Raw genomic sequence first — 17,576 nt, 5'->3', positions numbered from 1 at the left:
TGTAATACCAACAGTCCCAGTAATTCTGCCCAGGGGGGGCGCGGGCAAGGTCATGCGGCTCAAACGGCGTGATAGCGCCAAGGAAGAGGCGTGACACAGCACTCAAGGACACCAAAATGACACCATTCATTTTCAACACCACCAAATCTCTGGTTTTTGAAACCGGCGCATCGGCACGCCTTTCTGAGGTGGCAGGACAAACGCTGGGTAAATCGGTCTTGCTGGTGACAGATCCCGGACTGCGCCAGCTGGGGCTTGCGGATCCCGCCATCGCCTCACTTGAAGCCGCCGGACACAGCGTTGCGGTTTTTGACAAAGTAGAGGCCGACCCGTCGCGTGACACGCTACTGCAGGCGGTGGAGTTTGGACGCGAAGCCGGGGCGACCGGTGTCTTGGGCTTTGGCGGTGGTTCATCCCTTGATGTGGCGAAACTGGTGGCGCTGTTGCTGGGGTCGGGTGAGGATCTGGACGAAGCCTGGGGTGTTGCCCAGGCCAAGGGCCCACGCCTGCCGCTGGTTCTGGTGCCCACCACCGCTGGAACCGGGTCCGAGGTTACGCCGGTCTCGATCATCACGGTGGGGGCCGAGGAAAAGCGCGGCGTCTCTTCACCGGTCATCCTGCCGGATATTGCGGTGCTGGATGCAGACCTGACTGTGGGTCTGCCCGCCCATATTACCGCCGCCACCGGTGTCGACGCGATGGTACACGCGATCGAAGCCTATGCGTCAAAATCGGCCAACAACAACCCTCTGTCCAAAATGCTGGCGCGCGAAGCCCTGCGCCTGCTTGGCGCCAACATCGAAACCGCCGTATTCAATGGTCAGGACAAAGATGCACGCGGCGCCATGTTGCTGGGCTCGATGCTGGCAGGTCAGGCCTTTGCCAACTCGCCGGTGGCTGCGGTACACGCGCTGGCCTATCCCATCGGCGGCACCTTCCACATCCCACATGGGTTGTCGAACGCCCTGGTTCTGCCTCATGTGCTGCGCTTTAACGCGCCCGACGCCCATATGCTCTATGCTGAGATTGCCGCAGACGCCTTTCCACAGATCGCCGCGATCGAAGGCAGCCAGGCACGCTGTGCCGCCTTCATTGACGCACTGGCAGATCTGTCCAAACATCTGGGCATGAAAACCCGCCTGCGGGACGTGGATATCCCCAAAGAGGCCATCGCCAAAATGGCATCGGATTCGATGGTCCAGCAGCGTCTTCTGGTCAATAACCCCCGCGAGGTCACCGAAAGGGACGCATACAACATCTACGAGGCCGCCTGGTGATGGGAGACAAGGCACCGATCACCACCCGCGCGGATTACCCCGCGTTCTATCCGCTGCAAACCCGCTGGATGGATAATGACGTCTATGGCCACATGAACAATGTGGTCCATTATTCTCTCTTTGACACTGCGGTGAATGGATGGCTCATCGAACGCGGTCTGTTGGACCCGCGCAATTCTGGAACCTATGGCCTGGTGGTTGAAACAGGTTGTAAGTACTATTCAGAAATGGGGTTTCCCGATAAGGTAACAGCCGGTCTGCGGGTGGCCCGGCTGGGCTCCAGCTCAATCAAATACGAAGTCGCCCTATTCCGCAATGACGAGACCACGGCCACCGCCGAGGGGTTTTTTGTCCATGTCTATGTCAATCGCAAAACCCACCGTCCGGCACCAATCGAAAGCCACCGCCGGGTTGCATTCCAAAGTCTGATGAAAGACGACACCTGATACACCTTTGACCCTCTGCTGACCATCTGCGCGCCCCTGTGCTTTGGCTGGCAAGGCGCAGACCAAGGGGCTGAACAGTGCGCGACACTGGACTGCGGCCTTCGCACTGCTGCTCCCTCCCCCTCCAAATTTCGCTGCAAATCTGTCGCAATGACCGGCTTGCACGCGGCAAGCTGCGCGCTTGGGCTGTGTGCCCAGTGTGATCGCCAGACTTTGCAATAGTCACAACCTGCGCTTCGCGGACCTTTGCACCGGGGACAGCGGCGCCCCCAAGACTCCAAGCACAAAAAGGGCTGCGCCGTGGCGCAGCGGTGCCTGACATTTTCTGGGCTGGACCACGCAAAGGCCAGGCAGAGACCGCAGGCTCATGGGGGCTATTTTGACGCGCTCTATACGCACATTTTGGAGCTGACACCGACCAGGCCCAGATCATGAGGTAAAAATGTAAGCGGCTGTGAAATATACCTTTTTCGAACCTGTCGGCATAAACTTACCGTAAATCATTTTGGTTCAGTACTCGAAAAATATCACAATGAGAATCTCCGGGGAAATCAAAAGCTAAGATGGAAAAACAAATTTTTGAACGAACATTCCGGTTGCTGATCGCCGGGGGGATGATGATATCGGCCATGGTGCCGACGTAAGGGCAGGCTTTTACCGACTCTGATTTCAAGTACTCAGTAACCCAGTTTGGAAAATGCCAGGTTCTGGAACGCATTCAACCGAACACACCGTTCGCCGGCGTATACGTGGCCAATAGTAGCGGCAGCCCTTTGGAGATAGCCGGGGGGGGGTATTGGTATAATGGCTACAAAAATTCTTCGTATCCAAGCATTTCAGAGGCCACTCTTGCAACATGTCTAGAAACCTCAGCCTCAAATTTTACAAACCTGCAGCAGACTGGGGCTGACGTCAGTTTTGCAGATGATACATACATCGGGTTCTCCTTTACGCTGACCCAAGCCAACACGTACTTCACAGCTGGGAACTTCGAGTTTTCTTCAGCGGCCACATCAATCCCGGCACCTCCTGACACCACGGCCCCGATCCTGAGCGCACCATCCGCCCAGAATCGCCCGACGGACGCAGGCCTCACGACTGCCTCTTTTGACGTAACGTCGCTCGGCTCCGTTAGTGACAACGTCGATAGCAGCCTCTCAATCACTTATAAGGTCGGCTCTACGATACTCACCGGTGCCTATGTTTTCCCGCTGGGGGCCACCACGGTGACCATGGATGCGCAGGACAGTGCAGGCAACAATGCCACGCAACAGAGCTTTACCGTAAGGGTGGAAGATGGTGAGGCTCCAGTTTTAACCGGCCCCTCGACAGCACCGACTGCCAACACCGACAGCGGTAAAGCGACCGCCTCCATCGATGTGACAGGCCTTGGGTCGGTCAGCGATAATGTCGATAGCAGCATCACGATCACCTATAAGGTGGGCGCCACCCCCCTGACCGGCGCGTTTGATTTTCCGGTGGGGGCCACCACCGTGACCATGGATGCGCAGGACGCCGCAGGCAATAACGCCACGCAACAGAGCTTTAGCGTCACCGTCAGCGATAATGAGGTCCCTGTTCTGACCGCCCCGAGCGCACAGGTCGCCGATACCGATAGTGGTAAAGCAACCGCCTCTATCGACGTAACCAGCCTTGGGTCTGTCAGCGATAATGTGGATAGCACTCTGAGCATCACCTACAAGGTCGGCGCCACCACATTGACCGGCGCCTATGACTTCCCGCTGGGGGCGACCACGGTGACCATGGATGCGCAGGACAGTGCAGGCAATGACGCGGTCCAGGTCAACTTTACTGTGACCGTCAGTGACGCAGGGGGGCCAGTGTTGGTCGCGCCGAGCGCGCAGACGGCAAACGCCGAACCCGGCAAAAGCACCGCCTCCATCGATGTAACCAGCCTTGGGTCGGTCAGCGATAATGTGGATAGCACTCTGAGCATCATCTACAAGGTCGGCGCCACCACATTGACCGGTGCCTATGACTTCCCCGTGGGAGTGACAACGGTGACCATGGATGCGGCCGACAGCGCGGGCAATGACGCCACCCAGGTCAGCTTTACCGTGACCGTCAGTGACGTGGATGTACCAGTGCTGACCGCGCCAAGCGCACAGACCGCGGATACCGACGACGGCGCCAATACTGCATCCTTGGATGTGACCAGCCTTGGGTCGGTCAGCGACAACGTCGATAGCAATCTCGCAATCACCTACAAGGTGGGCGCCACCACCTTGACGGGGGCCTTTGATTTCCCCGTCGGTGAGACCACCGTCACCATGGATGCCACCGACAGCGCCGGCAATAACGCGGTCCAGGTGAGCTTTACCGTGACTGTCACCGATGTTTCTGCACCGCCTGTACCAACAGTGGCCGATGTAACGGTCAACGCTGACCGCACACTGACCGTCACCGGAACCACGGAACCGGCTGCGATCGTCACCGTCACCTTTCCCGATGGCAGCACCGCCACAACTGTCGCCTCTGGCGGACTGGGATCTCCCCTGCGCGCCGCAGCGCCCGTAAACGGTGCCAGCCTGGCCCAGCCCACGGGCAGTTTCTCGGTGGTGTCGGCCGCGCCGCAACCCAGCGGCAACGTCACGGTCACAGCAACCGACGCCAGCGGCAACACCTCAGGCTCCAGCCTGACAGTGGTTGATACAACTGCGCCCGATGTGGTGATCAGCGGCGGGCCAGAACGCTTGGAACGCAATGCGAGCTTTGACGTCACCATCACCTTTAGCGAGACCGTGACCGGCTTTGCGGCAAACGACATCACCGCATCCAATGGCTCCGTCACCGCCCTCACCGGCAGCGGCGCGGTCTATACCGCAACAATTGCTTCGACTGGCGCTGGCAGCGTGAGCCTCTCTGTTGCGGCAGGCGCAGCGGCGGATGCGGCGGGCAATGTCACCACCGCCTCCAACACGCTGGTGATTGCAGATACCACGGTGGAAGAAACCCAAAAGACCATCGCCAGCTTTATGTATAACCGCGCCAATCAGCTGATCGCCAATCAGCCCGACCTGACCGGCTTTCTGAGCGGCACCGGCGACAGCGCCGATGGCAGCCTGAATATGGCGGTCAACGACATCACCAAGCGCTTTGCTACTCTCAGGAAGGCTTTAAGGATAGAGAGACCGGGTCTGGTGTTTCACTCCACTCGCAAGTGGTTCATCACCCAATGCGAGCGTACCGGTGTCCCTGAGCACTTCACAGCGTCCCTAGTTGGGCATAAGTCCGCTCGATCAGAGAATGGGATCACTTACAGTATCTATTCTGCGGGTATCAGCGATGAGCAGAAGCGGGACATCGTCGACCAGATCAGGTTGCCAGCGAGTTTATCCCCATGAGCCGGATACCGGACATCGAAGCATTCGAAGAGAGGGCCGCTATCGCTGAGTACGATGGCGGTCTTTCTCGTTCTAAAGCTGAGGATCTGGCTGCCCGAGGACAGGGCTTCAAAGACGCCGAAGCCTACTGGCAGTGGCTGGCTGACTACGTAGTGACCAAGAAGATCCCCTAGCGAAGAACAACAAAAATCAACCTCATCCAGGCATCCTTTCGTGACGCCTGGATGGGGAAATCACCCTTAAAATCAACCAAAAGTTGTATCTTTTCATATCAATAGGTTAGCAATAGGGGCCGTTAAAGATAACAGAGCATCTGCAGAGATCGTCTCTCGTATCCACTGAAAGTGGGCTCACTTTGGCCCACAGTCCAATCCCCCAGTAAATCAATTTAGCGCGACAGCCATAACAGTGGTTTTCGCGACCGAAAGGAATGCAAACATGAATGCACTTAACCAAGAGCAGCAGTTAGTAGCTGAAGCCATCAAGAATATTCAAGCCGGAGGCCGATTGGTCGTTTCCGGGCGAGCTGGTAGCGGCAAAACCTATGCAATCGCTAACTCTGTCGCAGGGCGAAAAGTGCTGTATAGGGCGGTTGCAAATTAGGCCACGGTAGCGCCGGTATTTTGCCGGGGCGGGCGGCGCAAAAGTCGTCCACTTTTGCTCTCACTGTCTTTGCAGGGAGGGCCGGAGGATTTTCACCGTGGAAGTATATTTAGCCGTGCGCCGCGCGCATTTCGATGAGGGGCGCAGCAAACGTTCGATCGCCCGTGATTTTGGCCTTGCCCGTGGAACGGTCGACAAGATGTGCGCGTATTCGTCTCCCCCTGGTTACCGCCGGAGCCAGAAAGTTCGGCGCCCGAAGTTGGAAGCCTTCACCGATACAATTGACCAATGGCTTCTGGAGGATCAGAACCGTCCGAAGAAGCAACGCCATACGGCGAAGCGGATCTTTGAACGGCTCCGTGAGGAAGAAGGCTTTACCGGCGGTTATACGACCGTGAAGGACTATGTTCGGGGGCATCGTCAAAAAGCGCGGGAGATGTTCATTCCACTCGCCCATCCTCCGGGTCACGGGCAGGCCGATTTCGGTGAGGCCGTTGTCATCCTGGGGGGCGTGGAACAGAAGATCCACTTTTTTGCCTTTGACCTGCCCTACAGCGATGCATGCTATGTGCGGGCCTATCATGCGGCGACAACAGAAGCCTGGATGGACGGGCATGTTCACGCCTTTGAGTTCTTCGGGCGCGTGCCGCTCTCGGTGGTCTATGACAATGACAGCTGCCTTGTTGCGAAGATCGAAGCCGGAGGGCGGCGTCGGCGGACGCAGATGTTCACGGAGATGTTGTCACACTACCTTTTTGATGATCGCTACGGCCGCCCGGGCAAGGGGAACGATAAAGGCAATGTCGAAGGTCTGGTGGGCTGGTCCCGGCGCAACCTGATGGTGCCGCTGCCGGAATTCCCTGATCTGGACAGCTTCAATGTCTGGCTCGAAGAACAATGTCTGACACGGCAGTCGGCTGTCTTGCATGGGCACCGGGAGACGATCGGGGAACGGCTGAAGCGGGATCTGGCTGCCATGTCGCCACTCCCTGCAATGCCTTACCAAGCCTGCCACAAGGCAACGGGCCGGGTCAGCTCCCAATCTCTGGTGCGCTACAAATCCAATGATTACTCGGTTCCCAGCACCTATGGCTTACGGGAGGTGACGATCCGTGCGTTTGTGGATGTGGTCGAAATCGGCTGTGGTGGTGGGGTCATCGCCCGTCACGCCCGCTGCTACGAGCGCGAACAAATGATCTTCGACCCTGTGCATTACTTTGCCCTTCTGGAGACGAAGCCCGGGGCCTTGGACCAAGCCGCCCCTTTGGTCGATTGGGAGATGCCCGACGAGCTGCAAACCCTGCGTCGCCTAATGGAAGCGAGACATGCCCGCCAAGGGCGCCGAGAGTTCATTCAGGTGCTTCGGCTCCTGGAAAGCTTTGATCTGCCGACTTTGTGCGCGGCGGTGCGGGTGGCGTTGCAAAAGCGGGCGATCGCCTTTGATGCGATCAAGCATCTGGTCCTGTGCCAAGTGGAGCGCCGCCCCGCTCGGCTCGATCTGTCCCTCTACCCCTATCTTCCCCGGACTGCGGTTCAGACGACAAAAGCCGCGAGTTACATGGCGCTCCTGTCGGAGGGAGCCGCATGACGGAAGTCCCGGACCTTCTGCTGGCCCATCACCTCAAGAAGCTCAAACTGCCCACCGTATTGCGCGAATACGAGAAGCAGGCGCGACAGTGCGCCGCCGAGGGGAAGGATCACATCCAGTTCCTCCACAGATTGATCGAATTGGAACTCATCGATCGGGAGCGGCGTATGGTGGAGCGACGGGTCAAGGCGGCGAAGTTCCCGGCGCCCAAAAGTCTGGACAGTTTCGACTTCCAGGCAATCCCCGCCCTGAACAAAGCCAGGGTGTTGGACCTCGCCCGTTGCGGATGGATCGAGCGGCGCGAGAACGTGATCGCTCTGGGGCCAAGTGGCACGGGCAAAACGCATGTCGCTCTTGGCCTTGGACTGGCCGCTTGTCAGAAAGGGATACCGGTTCGCTTCACCACCGCGGCGGCTCTTGTCCATGAGCTGATTGAGGCCAGTGACGAGAAACGGCTCCTGCGCCTGCAAAAGCAGATGCTGGCACCCAAGCTGCTGATCATTGATGAATTAGGCTTCGTGCCATTGAGCAAAACCGGCGCAGAACTCCTCTTCGAACTGATCTCGCAGAGATACGAACGCGCCTCGACATTGATCACCAGCAACCTCCCCTTCGAGGAATGGACTGAAACGCTCGGATCAGAACGTCTCACCGGCGCACTTCTTGATCGGCTCACCCATCATGTCTCCATTCTCGAGATGAACGGTGAAAGCTACCGCCTCGCACAGAGCCGAAAAACAACCCAGAACAACTGATCAGGAATTGCCCCTCACGGGGCAATGCGCCCGGGAACCCGCTTGCTATGTGAGGAGCCGCAGGTCCCCGGGCGCCTCTAAAATCAAACAAACGGCTCAATCCAAACTGGCCTACTTTTACGCCGCCCTAATGGACCAATTTTGCGCCGCCCTTGACAGGTGCCCCGGTTCTCCGGCACCCCGTTCATTGCCATTTCCCAAGAAACGCCAAGATCCTCTGCAGCGATGCGGAAGCGCTGCGACTTGAAGGCATTGCCACCATCAAACACGATGAGTTCCGGCGTGCCAAACATATCCCAGGGCGTCAACGCTTCGGCGGCGTTGCTCCAGGCCCCCTTGTTAGTCGTAATCATCTGGAGAAGTTGTACAGCTGCCTCTGCATTTGGCTTACGGCTCAATACCATGCCAACGATGCAACGGGTTGCGTAGCAAATCGCTGCCGTCAGGGTCCAGCGGTCTTTTTTCTTGCGCTTTTTTGCACCGACCTCGTTCTCCGATCCATCGACGTAAAGTCCAAGCGATAGCTTTTCCTCATCTGTCAAAAGCGAATAGATCTCGCTCTTAGTCAACAGCGTCATGACATCAACCGTCCATTCGTCGATCTCAACACGCTCAAGCGGACGTGTGACATCAAGGCCGTTGGTGACAGGGCGGAACTTCTTGCGCGCGGCTTCTTCTCCATTACGTGCGACTTCCACCCGAAACGGATCAAGACCACGAATGGCGCGGCGGACGGTTTCGCGGCAGGGAATGGGCAGCGCCTGCAAACCTGTTTCGGCGCGTTCCTCGTTACGGTCACGAAAAGCCAATTCCACATTTTCGGCGATTTGCTTGATTGTTGGCTTATCGCGGGAGAGGTACCCACGCACCTCCTTCATCATCAGACTGATCTCTTCGGGGCCCATACGGCGGCCACCGATGCCGCGCAGCGACATCTCGTCGACCAGACCCAGCATGCCAAACTCGGCATAATCGGCGAGCCACCGGCGGAGCGTGCGTGGAGCTATGCTTGAATTTGGGTGACGCGCGTCATCAGGCGGCGCGGTTTTTGGCGTCATTCTTCACTTCGACGCCGTCGTTGAATTTGATTCCTTCGATGACTTTTGGCAACTGATTTCTGCCTTTGAGGCGCAGCCATGTTTTCGATGCGGACTGGATGAGGGTGAAGACCATCAGTTTTGCGGTCTTTTGCGAGAGTGCGCCTTTGGTGCGCACCGTTCTATGCCGCACCGTTGCGAAGACGCTCTCGATGGGATTCGAGGTGCGCAGATGGCCCCAATGCTCGGCCGGGAAGTCGAAGAATGCCAGCATCGCGTCCTTGTCCTTGATCAGACAGGCCACACCTTTTTCGTATTTCACGCCATATTTGTCTTTGAAAGTATCCAAGGCAAATATTGCGGCAGCACGGGTGTCGGCGTGCTGAATGTTGTCCAGATCCGACTTCACGCCGGGTCCCATTTGCTTGGGAAAATAGTTCAGCACATTTTTCACCTTATGTACCCAGCATCTCTGGTGTTTTGTGCTTGGAAACGCCTTATCCAGCGCGTTCCAGAAGCCCATGGCCCCATCGCCAACCGCGATCTCGGGCGCGACGGACAGTCCGCGCTTCTTGATGTCAGTCAGCAACTCGTGCCAGCTCTGCGTGCTCTCTCGAAGGCCGACCTGAAAGCCGAGCAGTTCCTTCTTACCCTCCGGTGTCGCGCCAATGATCACCAACATACACTCGGCATTTTCTTCCATCCGCGCCTGAAGATAGACACCATCCGCCCAGATGTAGACGTAGTGACGAGCCGATAGATCTCGCTGCGCCCAGCTGTCATAATCTGTCTGCCAACCCGCTGTCAGGCGGGCCAGTACGCTGGGCGACAGGTTGGGTGCATCAGCCCCTAAAATGGCTGACAGCGCCTCCTGGAAATCGCCGGTTGAGATACCTTTCAGGTAAAGCACCGGCAAAAGCGCATCCAGACTGACCGAGCGGCGCGCCCATTTGGGCAATATGTTCGACGTGAAGCGGACTTTTGAGGCTGCATCAGGGGTCGCCTTCCGGTCGCGCACCTTCGGTCGCTGCACATCCAGTGCGCCAATCCCCGTCTGGATCTGACGTTCTGGTCCAAATCCATGCCGCACAATCCGTTGGCGGCCATCCTCCAGTCGGTCATCGGCGAAACTGGCGACAAAAGCATCAGCTTCGGCTTTCAATGCCTCCGCCAGCATGCGCCGCGCCCCTTCCCGCGCAAGCTCGGTCAATGGATCTGTGATCGAATCCGATTGGCGAAATGGCAGAATGTCTGTATCGTTCTTCATGGCGTATTGCTCCTTGTGAGGTTCTGGCTGGCTTTTACACCGCCACAATACGCCGCCCTTCAAATCACGCCATCACCCAAACTCCCGCATAGCTCGCGTGCGTGCGCTCGGAGGCACACTGAAGTCTTCCGAGGGTTTGCCTTTTAGGTTCCCATTATCTGCCAACTCCGAGGCGCGCCCCATCAGCTCATACATACGTGCCTTGATGCAGCTGTCGGTGATCTTGAAGGACGGATCCTCACGGCGGAGATCGTAAAATGCCTCGCAATACGCCTCCTTTTTGGTGACGCGGCGGCGCGGCGCCCCCATCAGGCCGCTGATGGAAACCTCACGGCGCATTTGGCGTTTTTGCGCCGCCATTGGATTGTAATAGTCACGCTCGACGCGAATCCGGCCAACAGAGCCAAGACGGGCCAGTTCTTGGTGAGAGTATTGCTTGGCCAGTTCAGGACCATCATCGCGGAGAAACACATACCCGACCTCGGTGCGCGTGTGCACCTTGTAGGCAATGCCCTCAATTTTGATGCGATCATATGTGCCAAAGACAAAGCTGGCGTTTTCTGTCGAAAATGAGAGATCCATTTTGAAATCCTTTCGTAGGTATCTCGAGCGGCCACGGCCGCGATTTTTGGAAGGGGTGATCAGACCAGAGTGCTCTGAAGCCGCGAAGGCGGCAGGGTATCAGGCATACGGGTGCACCATGCGATCTGAGACGTGCCGAAAAACCGCTCGATCATTCCGCGGTCGGAGGGCAAGGCTGCGCGCGTAAACTGCCCACCGTGTTCAGGGGAAATGCGATCGACTGCGCTGAATTGATGCCAATGCGTCTTGGTCATTGTGGTTCCTTTTCTTGGCCGTAAAGCTTGGAAGGCCGCGTATTTTTGGGGGGCGGTTGCGCCTGCCCGGCGTCTCCGGACAGGCATGGAGTGCGCAGCGGTTACGCGGCTTTCTCGACCTTGAAGCTGAGAATAGTCCGAGTTTCGCTGCAGAAAGTCGTGTGCACGATCAGACGCACCCTCTTTGCAACCTGCGTTTTCCCGCCGCGGCGAGCATCGGGGGAAAACAGGGCTGCGAGGTCGGCTTGCCACTGATCAATTTCAACGCGTTCCAAATGATGCTGGGAACGATGTCCCTTTGCAGTCGGGCGGAACTTCTTGTCTGCGGCAGCAGCCCCATTGCGGGCCCGTTCAACCTCATAGGGGTCCAAAGACCGGATGGCGCGGCGCACCGTTTCCCAGCTGGGAGGAACAAGGCCTGTCCGCCCTACTGCCGCAGGTTGGCAGTTGCGACGGTGAAATGCCTTGCAGACAGCCTCATGGATCATGTGGGCCGACGGTTTGGCAGGGGAGAGATAGCCCTGCACCTCCTGCATCATCAGGTCATGTGCTTCCAGAATTGGGTTCGAATGTGTCGAGGTGTTGGTCATGATTAAAACTCCTTCGCTTTGAAAACTTGCGATGTGTGGGCGATCCGCTCGTGGCGGACCATTTCGAGGTGGCCGGAACGGATCAGGCGAACCAGGGCGCGGAAGCCCATCCCCTCCAACCCTGTGGCAGAGACGAGATCATCCAGAGTGCAGACGCCCGTCATGCGACCGACAACATCCGCTGCGACGGGATCGGCAAAGAGATCAGGACGGCGCACCGCGAGAAACTGGCGGGCATTGTGCCATTCGACCGGGCAGACATCCTCTTCGGTGAAGAGACGCAGGTCATCGAGAACACCCTGAGCAACGGCCTGTGTCTTGATCCGGGCGAGTTTCAATTGGTATTCGGGGCCCGCATGGGCTGTCGGGCGCACAGCGTATCCGATGACCTGGCCATTCGCCTGTGTCTGGACGAGATCGATCCAATGCGGCACCAATTGCTTGCCTGGTGCGTTGTTCGGATTGATCCACTTGAAGAGCACCTGCTCGACGAGAGAGACCGTCTCCGGACGGGCGTGAAGGATCAGCGTGGCCTTGCGCTCCAGGTTGCTTTCCTGGCCCATGCGACGCTCAGGGCCATCACCCCCCGGTCCATCACCGAGGACCAAGCCCCCGGTGAAATGATGTGTGGAGCCAACTTGGGTGTCGCGATTGCCCTTGCTGAATGCGGGGAGGCGAATGCCCCCTGCTGGGTACGGATGAGACATGGGGATGCCCTCTTGAGTTTTGCAAAACCGAGGCCCGGGCATTCGGGCATCGGGAGGGGTCTTCGGCGGTGCTCTGGACAATCCGGGTCCGGTCACGTCCCGGGCTTAAGCGGCACGTTGCACTGAGAAGATCCGATGTGGAGGGCGGGGAGATCCTTGAAGCCGAGAGCCGTTTCGGCTATGGCTTTAGATGTCTCTGGTGGATCACTCCGCCTCGTAGAACGCTTGTCCTGTTGGCGCAGGACAGGCGTTTTTCTTTTTAGGTCGTCATGGTCAGGTCCTCCTCTTCGGTCCAGGTCAGGGTTTGCCCTTGGGCTTGCGGCGATTTCTTAGCCCCTGAGTCAGTGCTCTGGAAGCCGCTCTTCAGGGATGGAAATTCTTCGTGAAATCCTGTATCGCGCGAGGGATGTTTGCGAAAAATCAAAGCCTTAAAGGATCCTCTACACAAAGCATCATCACCTGGCGGCAGGCACATGTTGTGGCAATCACCCTGATCTCGAGTGGCGTCAGATGTAGGACACAAGATTGTCTTGCCATCGTCGCACAGCACCAAATGAAGCCGAAAATTTTCGCACTTTTGTTCCTGAGCCCCTTCGGGAATCGATTTTCCAAGTCCGGCGCGCAACTGCGACGGTTTGACACACGTCAACCGCTGCCCTTTGGGATCGACGACATCAAAATCCGAAAAACCCGCGCCCTCTGGTGAGCGAAATTCACGAATCGAGCACAAAGATTGCGCGCTGGAAAACAGCGATTGATGGGAATCTGTGTGGGTCGGACAAGCCATCTTTCTTCCTCAAGGCATGCACAGGCTCCTTGCCCATGCGGTTATTCAAGTTTGAGGATAGATACGATGCGTCTGTAGTCGGACCGCACATCCCCCGTACCAGGTTGAGACCGGTGGGGCAGACTGTCAGCTCTCCAAAGTCTGGGGAGGCGACAGTCGACCCGGGTCAGGTCAACCTATTATTCGCGCTATTCGCGATACGGGGACGATATGTGCGTAAGTCATCATGGGAGGCAGATTACCGAAAACAGCTGACTTTTTGCAATCAGATCAGACGGCACCGTTAGCACGGCAGGCAGAAAGCGTGGCCGTCAAAACACAGTTTTCGAAATAAGAATTGGCAATACTTGCAGGACCTTGCACAGCCATGGCAGATTTTCCCTATCGGGCTTGGGTATGCCCACCTCCTCCCCGATAGGGAATTTGTTTGGGTTTCCGAAAAGCAATAATTTGCGCCTTTTTTCGGTCGTTTTGGAAAATGCTGCGCCAGAACACAAAGTCCTTGACATGTTTTGTGTGACTTCTTGCCAGATGGCGCCGCGAAAATACTCAGCGAACGTGGACGAAGCATATCGTCAAGCCTCCGAGGCCCTCTCTTGGAAGGTCAACACACCGCCATGACGCACCAGCCACCAAAGGCAGCAATGCGCAGATAGTAAACGTTGCAAAGTCGGTTACCGACGGCGGCCATTGAAACGCGACCGGCCCAATCCGGACCTTCATCAGTACATCCGATGCCGCGGTGCAGCTTCGGCAAAGCCGGCATTGGCATCCTACGCACTGCGTTCCACCAAGTAGTGACGAGGGTCCTTTGTCCTTACCGCCCCAGCGGCTAATTTCGAGGTGCTGAAACGCCTGCGGTGAACTGGCCTAACACTATTCAAGTTGACCTGGATGCCCCGCCACGACGGTCAGCATGCCGAGCAGAATCTGCATACACATTTAATTTGGAGCGTGATAAGCTTTCGTCATGATTAAAAGCACTACACTCAAGAGATCGGCAACCACCGGACGCTTCGTGACCAAGCCGCTAGGCAAGGGCAAAGCCACGAAGTTTGCCAAGGTCGAGGGTGTTACGACCAGCTCAAAATCGGCCATGACACTCAAGACTTATTCCGATCGTGGGCTCAAAGGCGACGCACTTCGCTCGGCGATTACCGGTTCCTTTACGATGAAAAAAGGGAAATGAGCCGGTACGACGTCGGAGAGGATCCCCTCTGTTATCCCGGCACTGGCGTTCTACGGAATAAGGCAGACCTGACAGATCAGGATGAGAGCTATGCTTGAATTTGGGTGACGCGCGTCATCAGGCGGCGCGGTTTTTGGCGTCATTCTTCACTTCGACGCCGTCGTTGAATTTGATTCCTTCGATGACTTTTGGCAACTGATTTCTGCCTTTGAGGCGCAGCCATGTTTTCGATGCGGACTGGATGAGGGTGAAGACCATCAGTTTTGCGGTCTTTTGCGAGAGTGCGCCTTTGGTGCGCACCGTTCTATGCCGCACCGTTGCGAAGACGCTCTCGATGGGATTCGAGGTGCGCAGATGGCCCCAATGCTCGGCCGGGAAGTCGAAGAATGCCAGCATCGCGTCCTTGTCCTTGATCAGACAGGCCACACCTTTTTCGTATTTCACGCCATATTTGTCTTTGAAAGTATCCAAGGCAAATATTGCGGCAGCACGGGTGTCGGCGTGCTGAATGTTGTCCAGATCCGACTTCACGCCGGGTCCCATTTGCTTGGGAAAATAGTTCAGCACATTTTTCACCTTATGTACCCAGCATCTCTGGTGTTTTGTGCTTGGAAACGCCTTATCCAGCGCGTTCCAGAAGCCCATGGCCCCATCGCCAACCGCGATCTCGGGCGCGACGGACAGTCCGCGCTTCTTGATGTCAGTCAGCAACTCGTGCCAGCTCTGCGTGCTCTCTCGAAGGCCGACCTGAAAGCCGAGCAGTTCCTTCTTACCCTCCGGTGTCGCGCCAATGATCACCAACATACACTCGGCATTTTCTTCCATCCGCGCCTGAAGATAGACACCATCCGCCCAGATGTAGACGTAGTGACGAGCCGATAGATCTCGCTGCGCCCAGCTGTCATAATCTGTCTGCCAACCCGCTGTCAGGCGGGCCAGTACGCTGGGCGACAGGTTGGGTGCATCAGCCCCTAAAATGGCTGACAGCGCCTCCTGGAAATCGCCGGTTGAGATACCTTTCAGGTAAAGCACCGGCAAAAGCGCATCCAGACTGACCGAGCGGCGCGCCCATTTGGGCAATATGTTCGACGTGAAGCGGACTTTTGAGGCTGCATCAGGGGTCGCCTTCCGGTCGCGCACCTTCGGTCGCTGCACATCCAGTGCGCCAATCCCCGTCTGGATCTGACGTTCTGGTCCAAATCCATGCCGCACAATCCGTTGGCGGCCATCCTCCAGTCGGTCATCGGCGAAACTGGCGACAAAAGCATCAGCTTCGGCTTTCAATGCCTCCGCCAGCATGCGCCGCGCCCCTTCCCGCGCAAGCTCGGTCAATGGATCTGTGATCGAATCCGATTGGCGAAATGGCAGAATGTCTGTATCGTTCTTCATGGCGTATTGCTCCTTGTGAGGTTCTGGCTGGCTTTTACACCGCCACAATACGCCGCCCTTCAAATCACGCCATCACCCAAACTCCCGCATAGCTCTCAGGATGAGCTTGATCAGTTCGAGCAACTGATGTTCTTGACCAGGTCCGAGGAACCCGTGCCCGAAGGTGCGCTCGACTATGCCCACTACCGGGCGATCCATCACCATTTTTTCCAAGACGTCTACAGCTGGGCGGGACAGACAAGACAAATTCGCACCGCCAAGGGCGGAAATTGGTTCTGCTATCCTGAGTACATCGACAATGAGATGAACCGGATTTTTCGCGAACTCAGCGAAGAAAACCATCTGTCCGACACGAACAGTATTCAGGACTTCGCTGCGCGTGCGGCCCATTACATCGCCGATATTAATGCTGTCCACCCGTTCCGGGAGGGCAATGGTCGTTGCCAGCTCACTTTGCTCGATATTCTCATGCAGGTCGCAGGGTTTGAGATGATCGAGGACAGGATCGATGAGGAGGAGTTCATGGATGCCATGATAGCAAGCTTTGCCGGAGACGAAACCCCGCTGGTGAATGCCATTATCAAGATGGCAGGCTGACGTGGACGATTTGTGGCGCATGTTGTTCCACAATCGTGGCCCCCCCACCGTCCACCCTTGCGCTTCGTGCAAAACAATAACCGAGAGCTATCGTCACCGTAGAAACGGCCCTTGGAAGTTCGCTGCGTCTTGAGTGAATGACTGCTAACGGTGAGGTTTCTAAAATATAGGGCGTAATTCTTGTCATTGACGTTCTAGGGCTTGTTGACGTTCACCTGATTTGAATGATTGTTGCTGCAATTGAGATGAAAGCGGCGAAGCTCTGATCTGTTTTGCATGACCGCAGCGCAATGCCCCTGTTTTCCTTGAGCTTCCCAAAGTAATTCTCGATCAGGTGCCGCCATTTGTATGTTTCCTTGTCGAAGTTTGCGGGGAAACGCCGGTTCGATTTTGGAGGGATGACAGGGGTTATGTCCTGCTTTTCGAGAGCATACCGCAGCCAGTCGGCGTCCAAAGCGCGGTCAGCAAGCAGGTGGTCGGCACAGAGCCGCTCGATCAAATCCGGCACGGCGCGCAGGTCATGCGCTTGCCCGGGCATCAGCCTGAAGTCGACGAGGTTGCCCAAACTGTCGGTCAGCGCCAATATTTTGGTGGTGATACCGCCGCGCGAGCGCCCTATGGCCTGGCTGAGAGTCCCCCTTTAGCGCCCTGGCCCGAGCGGTGGACCTTGACGATAGAGCCATCGATCATCGCGTATTCGAGATCGGGGGCAGAAGATAACGCTCTAAACATGTTGTAAAATACATCGGCTTTGACCCAACGCCGGAAGCGTTTGAAGACTGAGTTCCAATGCCCAAACTCGGCAGGCAATTCACGCCACTGAGCGCCTGTCCGCACAATCCATAAGACCGCTTCCATGAACAACCGCGCATCGCCTCCGGTCTGGCCAGGATCAGTGTGCTTGCCAAGGCAGAAGGGTTCGATGATCGCCCAATGGGCGTCGGTCAGGGCACGTCGGGTCAAGGCTGCTCTCTTATGTTTGCAACCTTGAATCAGAACTCATGCCAATTGGAAATCCTGAACGTCAACAGCCCCTAGCGAATACGAATGATTGAACAAAAAACCGCTGCCACCTGAAAAACACTGCATATAGAGTAATTTTAAAGAGCGTCTCTTAATAAAATACCACATCTGGTACTTGAA

Annotated in this window: 15 protein-coding genes and 2 pseudogenes; 8 read left to right on the top strand and 9 right to left on the bottom strand. The window is 56.8% G+C overall.

Going from position 1 to position 17,576, the window contains the following annotated elements:
* The first annotated feature begins 116 nt into the window (after positions 1 to 116).
* The 6 genes from JZI28_RS04575 to istB all read left to right on the top strand — a co-directional run bounded on the left by JZI28_RS04575 (position 117) and on the right by istB (position 8,034).
* The gene (locus tag JZI28_RS04575) at positions 117 to 1,277 is read left to right on the top strand and encodes an iron-containing alcohol dehydrogenase (RefSeq protein ID WP_295455738.1); all 1,161 of its coding nucleotides are present in this window, start codon (positions 117 to 119) and stop codon (positions 1,275 to 1,277) included.
* On the top strand, positions 1,277 to 1,723 hold the full coding sequence (locus JZI28_RS04570; RefSeq protein WP_375699377.1) for an acyl-CoA thioesterase: 447 nt from the start codon (positions 1,277 to 1,279) through the stop codon (positions 1,721 to 1,723). Before JZI28_RS04575 ends, JZI28_RS04570 begins: the two co-directional genes overlap by 1 nt.
* A gap of 749 nt (positions 1,724 to 2,472) precedes the next feature.
* Positions 2,473 to 5,088, top strand: a complete 2,616-nt coding sequence (locus tag JZI28_RS04565) for an HYR domain-containing protein (RefSeq protein ID WP_375699376.1) — start codon at positions 2,473 to 2,475, stop codon at positions 5,086 to 5,088.
* Between the two features lie 438 nt (positions 5,089 to 5,526).
* Positions 5,527 to 5,691: a hypothetical protein gene (locus JZI28_RS04560; protein WP_375699375.1), complete on the top strand. Its 165-nt coding sequence runs from the start codon at positions 5,527 to 5,529 to the stop codon at positions 5,689 to 5,691.
* Between the two features lie 88 nt (positions 5,692 to 5,779).
* Positions 5,780 to 7,279: an IS21 family transposase gene (istA, locus tag JZI28_RS04555; protein WP_375700067.1), complete on the top strand. Its 1,500-nt coding sequence runs from the start codon at positions 5,780 to 5,782 to the stop codon at positions 7,277 to 7,279.
* Positions 7,276 to 8,034, top strand: a complete 759-nt coding sequence (gene istB, locus JZI28_RS04550; protein ID WP_274841184.1) for an IS21-like element helper ATPase IstB — start codon at positions 7,276 to 7,278, stop codon at positions 8,032 to 8,034. The genes istA and istB overlap by 4 nt, the downstream gene beginning before the upstream one ends.
* A gap of 83 nt (positions 8,035 to 8,117) precedes the next feature.
* Here the strand turns inward: istB and JZI28_RS04545 are convergent, their stop codons facing one another.
* The 7 genes and pseudogenes from JZI28_RS04545 to JZI28_RS04515 form a co-directional block, all read right to left on the bottom strand.
* Positions 8,118 to 9,092, bottom strand: coding sequence for a transposase family protein (locus tag JZI28_RS04545; protein ID WP_375699374.1), 975 nt, complete (start codon positions 9,090 to 9,092; stop codon positions 8,118 to 8,120).
* Positions 9,067 to 10,379, bottom strand: a pseudogene (locus JZI28_RS04540) (IS256 family transposase); the annotation flags it as partial. The gene JZI28_RS04545 and the pseudogene JZI28_RS04540, both read right to left, overlap by 26 nt.
* A 31-nt stretch (positions 10,380 to 10,410) precedes the next feature.
* Positions 10,411 to 10,920, bottom strand: a complete 510-nt coding sequence (locus JZI28_RS04535; protein ID WP_375699373.1) for a hypothetical protein — start codon at positions 10,918 to 10,920, stop codon at positions 10,411 to 10,413.
* 59 nt (positions 10,921 to 10,979) lie between these two features.
* The gene (locus JZI28_RS04530; protein ID WP_375699372.1) at positions 10,980 to 11,174 is read right to left on the bottom strand and encodes a hypothetical protein; all 195 of its coding nucleotides are present in this window, start codon (positions 11,172 to 11,174) and stop codon (positions 10,980 to 10,982) included.
* 101 nt (positions 11,175 to 11,275) lie between these two features.
* Entirely contained in the window at positions 11,276 to 11,764 is a 489-nt protein-coding gene (locus JZI28_RS04525; RefSeq protein WP_375699371.1) for a hypothetical protein, read from the bottom strand.
* Between the two features lie 2 nt (positions 11,765 to 11,766).
* Positions 11,767 to 12,471 carry a hypothetical protein gene (locus tag JZI28_RS04520; protein WP_375699370.1) on the bottom strand — a complete coding sequence of 235 codons (705 nt, stop codon included), beginning with the start codon at positions 12,469 to 12,471 and terminating at the stop codon, positions 11,767 to 11,769.
* Between the two features lie 259 nt (positions 12,472 to 12,730).
* Positions 12,731 to 13,258, bottom strand: a complete 528-nt coding sequence (locus JZI28_RS04515) for a hypothetical protein (RefSeq protein WP_375699369.1) — start codon at positions 13,256 to 13,258, stop codon at positions 12,731 to 12,733.
* A 970-nt stretch (positions 13,259 to 14,228) separates the two neighbouring features.
* Between JZI28_RS04515 and JZI28_RS04510 the strand changes: the two genes are divergently transcribed.
* On the top strand, positions 14,229 to 14,447 hold the full coding sequence (locus JZI28_RS04510) for a hypothetical protein (RefSeq protein ID WP_375699368.1): 219 nt from the start codon (positions 14,229 to 14,231) through the stop codon (positions 14,445 to 14,447).
* A 117-nt stretch (positions 14,448 to 14,564) separates the two neighbouring features.
* Here the strand turns inward: JZI28_RS04510 and JZI28_RS04505 are convergent.
* A pseudogene (locus JZI28_RS04505) lies at positions 14,565 to 15,877 on the bottom strand (IS256 family transposase); the annotation flags it as partial.
* Here JZI28_RS04505 and JZI28_RS04500 point away from each other — a divergent pair.
* Positions 15,852 to 16,433: a Fic/DOC family protein gene (locus JZI28_RS04500; protein WP_375700078.1), complete on the top strand. Its 582-nt coding sequence runs from the start codon at positions 15,852 to 15,854 to the stop codon at positions 16,431 to 16,433. The pseudogene JZI28_RS04505 and the gene JZI28_RS04500 overlap by 26 nt on opposite strands.
* Before the next feature lie 211 nt (positions 16,434 to 16,644).
* Here JZI28_RS04500 and JZI28_RS04495 read toward each other — a convergent pair.
* Positions 16,645 to 17,396 (bottom strand): IS5 family transposase gene (locus tag JZI28_RS04495; protein ID WP_375699367.1). Its coding sequence is split into 2 segments (ribosomal slippage): positions 16,645 to 17,063 and positions 17,063 to 17,396, totalling 753 coding nucleotides; the frame shifts between segments, so codons are not numbered across the junction.
* Positions 17,397 to 17,576: the final 180 nt, after the last annotated feature.

The organism is Pseudophaeobacter sp. TrK17 (assembly GCF_042192375.1).
Taxonomy (GTDB): Bacteria; Pseudomonadota; Alphaproteobacteria; order Rhodobacterales; family Rhodobacteraceae; genus Pseudophaeobacter.
The sequence above is the reverse complement of the archived record's forward strand: the minus strand, read 5'-3'. Positions and strand labels throughout refer to the sequence as shown.